At 43.0% G+C, this 11,309-nt stretch carries 6 protein-coding genes; 3 read left to right on the forward strand and 3 right to left on the reverse strand.

The window, feature by feature from the left end; all coding sequences use genetic code 11:
- The first annotated feature begins 261 nt into the window (after positions 1–261).
- Both F6K20_RS09120 and F6K20_RS09125 read left to right on the forward strand, forming a co-directional pair.
- Positions 262–1,239, forward strand: a complete 978-nt coding sequence (locus tag F6K20_RS09120; protein ID WP_008189843.1) for a class II glutamine amidotransferase — start codon at positions 262–264, stop codon at positions 1,237–1,239.
- Positions 1,240–1,496: 257 nt separating this feature from the next.
- Complete coding sequence (locus tag F6K20_RS09125; protein WP_008189841.1) at positions 1,497–1,940, forward strand: DoxX family protein; 444 nt, start codon at positions 1,497–1,499, stop codon at positions 1,938–1,940.
- A gap of 261 nt (positions 1,941–2,201) precedes the next feature.
- Here F6K20_RS09125 and F6K20_RS09130 read toward each other — a convergent pair whose 3' ends face one another.
- Together F6K20_RS09130 and topA are read right to left on the reverse strand one after the other, a co-directional pair.
- Complete coding sequence (locus F6K20_RS09130) at positions 2,202–3,710, reverse strand: tetratricopeptide repeat protein (RefSeq protein WP_161603203.1); 1,509 nt, start codon at positions 3,708–3,710, stop codon at positions 2,202–2,204.
- Between the two features lie 92 nt (positions 3,711–3,802).
- Positions 3,803–6,481: a type I DNA topoisomerase gene (topA, locus tag F6K20_RS09135; RefSeq protein WP_008189836.1), complete on the reverse strand. Its 2,679-nt coding sequence runs from the start codon at positions 6,479–6,481 to the stop codon at positions 3,803–3,805.
- Positions 6,482–7,182: 701 nt separating this feature from the next.
- Between topA and F6K20_RS09140 the strand changes: the two genes are divergently transcribed.
- The gene (locus F6K20_RS09140; protein WP_008189835.1) at positions 7,183–8,748 is read left to right on the forward strand and encodes an NAD(P)H-quinone oxidoreductase subunit N; all 1,566 of its coding nucleotides are present in this window, start codon (positions 7,183–7,185) and stop codon (positions 8,746–8,748) included.
- A 250-nt stretch (positions 8,749–8,998) separates the two neighbouring features.
- Here the strand turns inward: F6K20_RS09140 and F6K20_RS09145 are convergent, their stop codons facing one another.
- Complete coding sequence (locus F6K20_RS09145; RefSeq protein ID WP_052308484.1) at positions 8,999–10,096, reverse strand: sulfotransferase family protein; 1,098 nt, start codon at positions 10,094–10,096, stop codon at positions 8,999–9,001.
- Between the last annotated feature and the right edge of the window lie 1,213 nt (positions 10,097–11,309).

Raw genomic sequence — 11,309 nt, forward strand, 5'->3', positions numbered from 1 at the left:
TGATAGCTGATAGCTGATAGCTGATAGCTGATAGCTGATAGCTGATAGCTGATAGCTGATAGCTGATAGCTGATAGCTGATAGCTGATAGCTGATAGCTGATAGCTGATAGCTGATAGCTGATAGCTTACCTACTCACTGTCCATCATAGGATTCATCACAATGGTGCGAGATATCACTACAACATTGCTCACCACCAAGTGTCACCTATAAGATATACTTTCCCTGAACTCTACAAATAATGACATCAAGGATAGTATCTATGTGCAGAGTACTGGGCTATATTGGAGAACCTTTAGCAATTTCCAAGTTAATCCTCGAACCTGATAATTCTTTGGTTAATCAAAGTTACGATTCAGATTACCATCATATGGTACAGTTAGCAGGGTTTGGACTTGCTACTTGGAAAAAAGACACTCTCAGCGCCAATTATCCTTTCATCTATAAAGGAACTAAACCACCTTTTTATGACAGAAATTTACAGTCTTTGTGTGAGAGTCATGAGACTAATTTACTTTTATCCCACATCCGAGCAGCATACTACACTTATGAAGCGGTTGTCCATGAGCATAATTGCCACCCGTTTATTTTTCCAGGATTCCGTTTAGCTTTAGCACACAATGGCTGGATATACGGGTTTCAAGAGATTCGCTTCCCTTTATTAAATAAGTGCAGACCAGAAATTATCCAGAATCTAGAGGGAAGTACCGATACTGAGGTAATCTATGCTCTAATTATGTCACAGGTCGATGATCCGACCAAGGATTTGTCTGTTGATGAAATTCTAGATGCTATCAACAAGACAGTTAAAATTATTCTTGATGTTCAAACTGAGTACAATTGTGAAGGAATCAGTGTTCTAAAATTGTTCCTGGCAGATAGTAATGATTTATTAGTTGCCAATCTCGGGATTGGCTATAACCGACAGCTAGATGTACCAGGTGACTGGCAAAAATTAACAAATGAAGAATTACAAGAGCTGAAAAGCGATAGAGAAAAAGATGCATTGTACCTCCTCAAGAGTCCTGTTTGGTCATTGAAGGGCAAAAATTTTGGAGATTATGATGGTTTTAAGATGCAATCTGCAGCAGATGAAGATGTACGCTCTGTTATTATTTCTTCCGAACCACTGACTGAAGATGTGACTGGTTGGTCAATGGTTCCTTTTCAACATATTTGTTTTTTCGATAACAATAATGGTAATCCAAGAGTTGAGACTAAACCATTTCCCTTCAACTAATTTTTATCCAGTCGCTGATTTCTAACTGGTAATCGAGTAGCTAGGTTGGGTTTAAGTGTTAGACCCAACCATCAATGCTATTGCAGTTATTAATTGGATGAGGTACTTACTTCTGGGTTGCGCGGGAGTAGGGAGTAGGGAGGAGGGCAGTCATAAAATCTGGTTATTTGTGGACTATACGGCGATTCAACTATAACATCCTTGATGCCATTTTCTATAATAAGGGGTTATAGCGCTTATCAAAAAACCTGGAAATTATGAAAAAATACATTCCACTCCTAGGGCGGATATTCCTTTGTGCTATTTTTCTTAAAGCTGGTATCGATAAACTATTTAACCCAACCTATACTCAACAATTGATGGAATCCAAAGGGGTTCCCGGTATACTGATTATTCCCACCATCATTATACTGTTGGCGGGTGGATTATCCGTATTACTAGGCTATAAAGCTCGTTGGGGAGCATTAGCGCTAATTGGATTTTTAATTCCCACCACCTTGATTTTTCACACAGATTTCTCTAATCAAATGCAAGAAATTCAATTTCTGAAAAATCTAGGACTAATCGGTGGATTATTGATGGTAGCAACCTTTGGACCAGGACCAGTTAGCTTTGATAACCGCAGTCTCTGGGATCGAATCCAGTTCGTCTTGCCATTAAAGTATGACTGGCGGAGAATCTTAGGTCGATTTCGGTTTTAGGGAGTCGGGAGTCGGGAGCGGTGCGACCCGTGGCGAATTTAATTCTTAATGCGGAAAGCGCACCGAGGGAATCGGGAAAGGGAGGGAAGTGTGGGAAGTTTGGGGAGATGGGTAGATGGGGAGTCAGATGAGGGAATTCATCAAGACCATGATAAAAAAAGTATTTAAAGATACCAAATTAATCCAAAACTACCTATTCCCTGTTCCCTGTTCCCTGTTCCCTCTTAAAAACTGGCAATTAGCAATCACCAATTACCATTTTCACCATTCCCTCAACTGTGTTACTAGCTTCTTAACCTTAGAACTGTTGAGGAATTGCAGAAATTCCTGGGTCAGCTGCTGCTCCTTTTGCCTAAACTCAAGAATACGGTCTTGCTGAATAGGAGTTCTTTCTGCTATCGGAATAGTAATCAGTTGATTGAGTTGTTTCCTCAGGGAAAGCTGCTGCTGCAAAATAGCCTCATAGCCTGCTTTGATTTGCTCCTCTTCAGGTAAGTATGGTATTTTTTCGTGAACCCTAGTTTGAGTCTTGTCTTGATTAGACAAATCGTCTTTTTGCTCTGGCACTGGGAAGAAATTTAGCACCAGTTGCGCCGACTGCACCCGTTTTTGTTGCTGCAGCAACTCAGATAAACTCAGGTAGGCATTATCCAAGTTGAGTTTATAGGACTGCTTTTGCTCCTGAGACAATTTCTCTTGAGACAGTTTAGTTACATCTTGCCCCAGGGACTGATATACATTGACTGCTTGCTTATGAAAAATAATGGCGAGTTCTGGCTGGTTTTGTGCCGCCAGGACAGCACCAATAGTCCTAAAGGTAAATGCTTCCCCAGCTAATGAACCCACTTCCCGATGAATCACTAGGGCTTGTTGGTGAGACTCTAATGCTTGTTGGTACTTTCCTAGGCGATGGTAAGCGATACCTAAATTATTCAGAAGCATTCCCTCTGAAATGCGATCGCTTACTTCTTTGGCAATAGTCAAGGCTTGCTGATAGGACAACTGTTCCTGTTCGTGCTTGCCTAGACGGTGGTAAACTAACCCTAGGCTATTGAGCAGTGTTCCTTCGTCTGCCTGTGACACTAGAGAATTGTTTTCCGATTTATCCAGTATTTCTCGATAGATATCGAGAGCTTGCTGGTAGGAATCCAGGGACTGGTGGTCTTGACCCAGCTTATAGTATATATTCCCCAAATTATGGAGAGTCCTGCCTTCGTAGCCACGATTGCTCACTTCTCGGTAGATGGCTAAGGCTTGTTGATAGAATTCTAGGGACTTTTGATCGTCCCCTAGGTTGGAATACGTTAACCCCAGATTATTAAGAGTACTCCCTTCCCCGGTGCGATCGCCTAATTCTCGATCAATTGCTAAGGATTGCTCAAAGAACGACCTGGCTAATTGATATTGACCAAGTTCATCATGAACCCACCCAATAAAATATAGCGCTACTCCTTCTTGATAGCGATCGCCAATGTTTCGTTTAAGTTCTAGGTACTTCTGGAAGCTCTCTAAAGCCTCTTGTAATTGACCTGTACTTAACTGTTGGCGACCTTTAACATAGAGCTGCTGGGGTGGAGTGACTTGGTCTTGGCTAGTTTGGTCAAGACTAGTTTGGTCAAGACTAGTTTGGTCAAGACTAGTTTGGTCTTGGCTAGTTTGGTCTTGAGCCAGAATAGGCGAAAGGGGGAATGTCAGAGAAATGAGTAAAGAGGCAGTGGTCAGCAGGAAGGATGAAGGAACATGAATAAAGGATAAGAGTTTTTGCTTCAATTCAAACTTCCTAGTTTCCACTTGACAATGGTGTTGTCACACCTTATTATATATATCCTGAGTTTAATCAGTTGGTCAGCAAGTACAATTACTTATTCACTCTCTAACTGAGCCTCTTGGTTATCATCTTTTGTTTTCTTAGTAGTCTTCTTGGTGGATTTCCCAGAGGTTTTATTTTTGGTGGAAGTCTTTGATTTACTGGACTTGCTACCAGATTTACCCGATGACGCCTTAGCTGCTATGAGTTCCAAGGCGGTTTCTAAGGTTAACTCCTCCATTGATGTTCCCTCTGGCAGAGAGGCATTAACTTTGCCATGGTTCACATATATGCCATAGGGACCCTGATAGATATTGACTGGCTCGCTATCTTTAGGATGAACCCCTAGTTCCCGTAAGGGTTTTTTAGTCTTGCTGCGAGAACCGCCCCTTGTCCTCTTAGGTTGTGCCAGCAGCTCTAATGCACGGTCTAGGGTAATTGTCAAGACGTTATCCTCAGCTTTTAGGGAGCGGTAATCTTTGCCCTCCTTCCCTTGGTCATGGACAACATAAGGACCAAAGCGTCCGATTGCGGTTTTGACCGGTTTGCCTGTTTCCGGATGAGGACCGAGAAGGCGGGGGAGTGCTAGGAGACCCACTGCCATTTCTAGGTGTACATCTTCCTTATTTACCCCCTTAGGCAAAGAGACACGTTTGGGTTTTTTCTTCTTATCCTCTGTTGCGTCACCTAGCTGTAGATAGGGACCATAATTTCCATTGAGGATATAAATTGCTTCACCCGTTTCTGGGTGTATTCCCAATTTCTCTGGCCCCTCCATTTTCTGCTGAATCAGTACCTGAACCTGCTCAATGTTTAGTTCAGCTGGGGTGAGGTCTTGGGGAATCGAAGCAGTAAGTACACCATTGCCATTGTTCACCTCGACATAGGGACCAAATTTGCCGATCCGGACTCTAGCATCGAGGTCTTCGAGTTCAACAGTACGGGCAACAATGGGGTCAATCTCATTAATCCGTTCCTTGACTTGGTTATCGAGACCCTTTTCTCCCAAATAAAAGTTCTGCAGGTAAGGAAGCCATGGCGCTGCTCCATTGGCAATGTCATCTAAGGTGCGCTCCATTTTGGCCGTGAAGCTCGTGTCCACCAAGTCGGGAAAGTTTTGTTCGAGCAAATTAGTAACTGCAAACGCCGTAAACGTTGGAGCAAGGGCATTTTTCAGTTTCTGAGCATAGCCTCGGTCAATGATAGTACCAATAATACTAGCGTAGGTACTGGGACGACCAATCCCCTCTTGTTCCAAGGTTTTGACCAAGGTCGCTTCCGTGTAACGGGCTGGGGGTTGGGTTTCGTGACCGATAGCTTCTAGTTCTCTACAGTTAGGATGATCTCCCACTTTCAAAGCTGGCAGAATCACTTCCTGGTTTTCTAGAGCAGCGTTGGGGTCATCAGACCCTTCCACATAAGCCCTTAGATAACCTGGGAAGTCAATGCGCTTACCGGTAGCCCGAAATCCGGCATTTTCCACTTGCAAATCAACCACAATTTGAGTTTGTCGAGCATCCGCCATTTGACAAGCAACGGTACGCTTCCAAATCAGGTCATAGACTTTAAATTCGCGATCGCTTAATCCCGTTTCTTGAGAAGTTTTGAATGTACTCCCTGCTGGACGAATGGCTTCGTGAGCTTCTTGAGCTCCTTTGCTCTTAGTGGTATACTTTCTCGGTTTGGGGCTAAGGTACTCTACCCCGTATTTTTGTTCAACGCAGCTACGGGCTGCTGTGATCGCTTGTTCAGACAAATGTACTGAGTCTGTACGCATATAGGTAATGAAACCCTTTTCATACAGACTCTGGGCAGTCCGCATCGTATCACGAGCCGATAGTCCCAGTTTCCGGTTGGCCTCCTGTTGCAGGGTCGAGGTAGTAAAGGGGGGTGAGGGTTTCCGAGTAACAGGTCGTTCTTGTAAATTAGTAACCGTCCAGACTTTATCATACAGGTTGTCTTTGAGTGCTTTAGCCTCCACTTCACTCAACAATTTGACCTGCCTACCTTCGATAATGTCACCTGTATTGGCATCGAAATCACTACCGGTAGCAATTTTCACCATGTCCAGGGTTACTAGCTTAGCATCAAAGGAACTTCCTGCTTCTAGAATCCCTTTCAAATCCCAATAGGTGCCCTTGCGGAAGGCACGGCGTCGGCGTTCTCGATTCACCAACAGCCGCACTGCTACAGACTGTACCCGACCAGCTGATAAGCCCCAAGCCACTTTTTTCCACAGCAGCGGTGAGAGGGTGTAGCCCACGAGTCGGTCAAGAATCCGCCTTGTTTCCTGAGCTCTTACCACCTGATCATCGATCTCACGGCAGTTTTGTAGGGCATTTTGAATAGCATCCTTAGTGATTTCGTGAAATACCATCCGCTTAGTTGGCACTTTCGGATTTAAGATTTGTAACAAATGCCAACTAATACTCTCCCCTTCTCGGTCTTCATCCGTAGCCAAAATCAGTTCATCAGAATCCTTCAGAGCTGCTTTGAGCTGTTGGACAACCTGTTTCTTGTCTTTAGGCACCAGGTAAAGCGGTTCAAAGTCAGCTTCCACATTTACCCCAAACTTAGCCCACTTTTCCCCCTTGTATTTTTCGGGGATTTCACTAGCTGATTGAGGTAAATCACGGACATGACCCATGGAGGCTTCGACCTGGTAACCAGGAGGTAAGTAGTTCCGAATGGTGCGAGCTTTAGTAGGAGATTCGACAATTACAAGGGTTGTCATCGGAGTTTCAACAATAGCGGCGGTGTTGAATAGTCTAATTTAAATACTATTTCTCAAAGGTCGAGGGAGTAAGCCAGTATACTTGCTCCCTACTGAGTGTGGGTATGGTTTTCCAGCATAGTTTTCCAGCATAGTTTTCCAACATTAAGTAGAACCCCCTGATGGCAGTATAAGCTTGCCTCTTAATTTCTACAGTACGCTACTTGTGTTGCAGGCTAACACGAACAAGGAGCAACTGTGTGGGAAAGGAAGTCAGGCAACTCGACCATAGGTACGGGGATTTGAGGGCTACTTATACTTATATATATATATGCGCTTCAGCAGTACTCCCTACTTTTTCGGATTGTGCCAGAAATAATCTTTACCTAGAGGTAAACCACGAATAGCTCATGTAGTATTCGCCATCCAATAGAGCACCGTTAACACCGTAAGTACACCCCTATCCCAATTCCTCTCACTGCTGCTCAAAGATTTGTAAACAATTCGTTCGTTGCCTTCAAAGGTAACATTGATCCGGTGTACGACATAGCTAGTCTCACCTTACCGTGGCACAGAGGGCAGTGAAAGGGCATAAATACGGAATTGTACTTTGTCCAATCTCCAAGGCATACAAGCCATTTTCCCAACTAGCTACAATCACCGATATGATAAGAAAGTTAATCTGGATACTCAAATAACCATAGATCATATCATTAAAGCCTATGGATTTTGCCAATCTTGCCGCCCAGTTGAATGCTGGGGTAATTTTGCCAGAGGGAATTGTAGTTATTACCCTCTTGCTAGTGTTAATCATTGACCTGATTGCTGGGAAAAAGTCGGCTCAAACTATTTCCTATGTAGCCATTGGGGGTCTACTTGCTGCCATAGTTGCCCTGTATTTCCAATGGGATGCTGCAAATCCCATTGCCTTCTTTGGGGAATTTAATGGTGACACCCTGAGTGTGGCATTTCGTGGCATCATTGCCCTATCGACTGTGTCAACGATTTTGATGTCAATTCGTTATGTGCAGCAGTCGGGTACATCCTTGGCAGAATTTATTGGCATTTTGCTCACGGCTACTTTAGGAGGGATGTTCCTGTCCGGGGCGACGGAGCTGGTTACGATTTTTATATCCCTCGAAACCCTCAGTATTTCCTCCTACCTGATGACGGGTTACATGAAGCGTGACCCCCGTTCCAATGAGGCCGCTTTGAAATATTTGCTGATTGGAGCAGCCAGTTCAGCCGTATTTTTGTATGGTGTCTCCCTATTATATGGGTTGTCTGGGGGACAAACGCAGTTGAGTGCGATCGCTCTTGGAGTTGCTGACCTAGAATCCGGTCAATCCCTAGGTCTTCTGATTGCGTTGGTGTTTGCGATCGCTGGTATTGCTTTTAAAATCTCAGCAGTTCCTTTCCACCAATGGACTCCTGATGTTTACGAGGGTTCTCCCACCCCAGTGGTAGCGTTTCTCTCAGTTGGTTCTAAAGCCGCTGGCTTTGCTCTAGCAATTCGTCTACTGATCACTGCTTTCCCATTGTTAAGCGATCAGTGGCATTTTGTGTTCACTGCTTTGACTATCCTAAGTATGATTTTGGGTAACGTAGTTGCCCTAACTCAATCCAGCATGAAACGGATGCTAGCCTATTCCTCTATTGGTCAGGCTGGGTTTGTGATGATTGGTCTAATTGCTGGGACCCAAGCCGGTTACGCTAGCATGATTTTCTACATGCTGGTTTACTTGTTTATGAACTTAGGGGCTTTCGCTTGTGTCATTCTGTTTACCCTACGCACTGGTACCGACCAAATTAGTGAGTATGCTGGTCTTTATCACAAGGATCCACTGCTGACTTTGGTTTTAAGTGTTTGTTTGCTGTCTTTAGGTGGGATTCCACCCTTTGCTGGATTCTTTGGTAAAATCTATTTATTCTGGGCTGGTTGGCAAGCAGGATTGTATACTTTAGTCTTACTAGGTTTGCTAACTAGTGTGGTTTCGATTTACTACTACATCCGTGTGGTCAAGATGATGGTAGTGAAGGAACCTCAAGAGATGTCGGATGTGGTGAAGAATTATCCCGAAATTCGCTGGAGTTTACCCGGTATGCGTCCGTTACAGGTCGGTTTAGTGATGTCGTTAATTGCGACCTCTCTGGCAGGCATTTTGTCCAATCCGCTGTTTTCTTTGGCCAATGATTCTGTTGTTAATACCCCCATACTGCAACAGGCCGTGATTAGTGCTGAGCTGTCTCAAGGGCATCAGGTTTCATTCATGAGTGCTGATAATTGAGGCCCTCAGAGCCATATACCCCAAGGGGTGCATCTCATATTTGTAAAAAAGAAGGGAAGTGTGGGGAGTGTGGGAAGTGTGGGAAGTGTGGGAAGTGTGGGAATTTTCGCCCGAATTTTTTCCTAATTGCATGGATTGAGATGCACCCGACCCCAAGCGCCCCTTCCTTTAGGATAGGGCGCGAACAAGAGATTTTAGCTTGAGTGAGTTAGCCTGACTTTACGGTCAGGCTTTTCTACTCATTGGAACCTCATTGGATCGAGTTTTGGGATAAATTTCTGGTCATGGATAATTGCAATGTCTTGAGAGTTACTAAAGCTTCACGGATTTTCCCTATCACTGGTTGAAGATTAGCTTTAGACAGTCTCCAATAGATGTACTGAGAATAATCTGCGTAGAACTTGAGTAACCTGTCAAATTGCCACGTTTTAGGAATACAGTCATAGCCTAGATGGAGCATGGTTTTATAATTCAGAATCTCTAAGACTGCTAGTTCTGAATCGCTAAGTTCGTGTTTCCAAGCCTCAATGCGATCGCTACTAACGGGTTTAAAGGTCTTGGCGTGCCATCCTAGCTCACGGGTCGGTACCAATTTTTTTTGAGCATTTTTTTTGTTAAACTCCAGCATTGATTGGCTAAAGGATACCCCGAGCCAATTACAAATTCCCTGGAGTTCTTCTTCTGGATTTGTCACTAAGTCTTCGTAGAAGAGGATATGAAACCGCTCGTCATTTTGATAGTGTTTAATGACCTGGAATAAATTTTGCCATTGTTTGGTTGTCGCTACCACATTGGCGATACAGGAGCCCTTCCAAGTTTTGGCAAATTTTTGCTCATTTCTTTTTAGGGAAGCATAGATTGCTCTGAGGTCTCGGATAATTAGAATTAATCTGGCATTAGGGAAATACTTGAGAATGGTCTTAATATTATAGATATTACAAGGATTTTTATCTCCCCAACAACCTGCTTGACCATCAAACTGCTGTATATAGGTTTGATAAACTGTGGCGACTGCTGTTGAATAATTCAGTGGTTTCTGAGCTGTCAAATTTTCTCGCAACTGCTGTCGGTCAATGTTCCACTCCCGAAACCTTGGATCACCGTAGATATCTGTCAAGAAGTTATCGATTTGATTGCTTAAGTCTTTCGATGAACCGTATTTTGGATCCAGATTAACAAAAAACCGACTTTCAGGAGGAATACAAAAATGAGGATGAGCGGTCAGCATTAACCGCAAAAGCGTTGTTCCAGAACGTCCCATCCCAAAAATAAAAAGTGGCTGATTTTGTTGAGACAAAGATTCCATAATGTGTCGATGACGGTAGAGTTTATTTTTGAACTTGAGCAATATAGCACCTTGACTTGTCTCAGCTTGCTTAGCTGATCTGTCCTATCACGTTAATTTGAACACTTATACTAGGCTTGATTAGCTTGAGTTAATTGAAAATTGTTAATTGGCAATTTTCAATTTTTATTTTCAATTAATGAACACCCAATACTGATAAGTAGTCAACCGAACTCACTATCAGCTTTTGACTATCTAATTCCCACTCTAATAGATAGCCCTAGTATAGTAACTGTGGGTCAAAAAGGGATTACAGCAGCTGATTTAGGATACAGTATGCACCAGGACTGCAGGATTTTTAGTTTATTTGCCAAACCTTTAGGATTTCTCTGTGTCGTTGAATCTTTTTAAAATGCTACCCTGTCTTGATGCAATAGCGAGTGGTTTTGGCGCTGCGTGGGTCACCTGCGTCCGCACCTTGAAAGCCCCATGGGAACCCCCAAGAGCGCGCTCCATCACGCTTTTATTGAAATTATTCAGAATTGCTGAAAGCACGGAATTCAAAACCATGATTTATCCAGGGATAGCCAACTCGTCTTCCTGTGCGATTTCAGAACTATCAAGAAACTATAACTTATGACTTAGGAATTCATCAGTCGGAACTGATCAGGTAATTAACCAGCCTGGAATCACAATTCTGAAGTCGTTTGACAGCCTAATTGCTCCCTGATGATGACGAGATACACCAAATCTTTTTTCCTCTTAACAGTATATTTACTAATTTTTTACATTGTCAAGCCAAAGTCTGATAGATCAGCCTTAAGACGTAAATTTGGGGAAAATCACCTCAAAATTCCTCAAAATTTCTGAAAACTTTATAAAAATAATATATAATTAATTGGTTTAATTAATATTATTTCAATATAGAAAAATTCATCTACATAACTTAAATATTATAACCCTCAAATAACTTAATTCAATAGCAAGGCAAAAGGCTGAGTGGTCAGTGCGTCAGTACGTCAGTAGGTCAGTGGGAAAATGACTAAATTCATTCATATTTATGATGACTAATGACGATAGCATGACTCAAATAGGTGAGGTACACAAGTGTTTGATTTTAGGGGCCAGGGAACAGCGGATATGGGAACAGGGAACAGCGGATATGGGAACAGGGAACAGGGAAAAAGTAAAAAATAGGGGCGTCACCTTATTAATATGAGTAAAATGATCATATATAGCGCTACGCGCAAGTCAGCAAGGTTCTTGCGTCAGAAGA

Origin of the sequence: Moorena sp. SIO2C4, from assembly GCF_010672485.1 — a bacterium.
Lineage (GTDB): Bacteria > Cyanobacteriota > Cyanobacteriia > Cyanobacteriales > Coleofasciculaceae > Moorena > Moorena producens.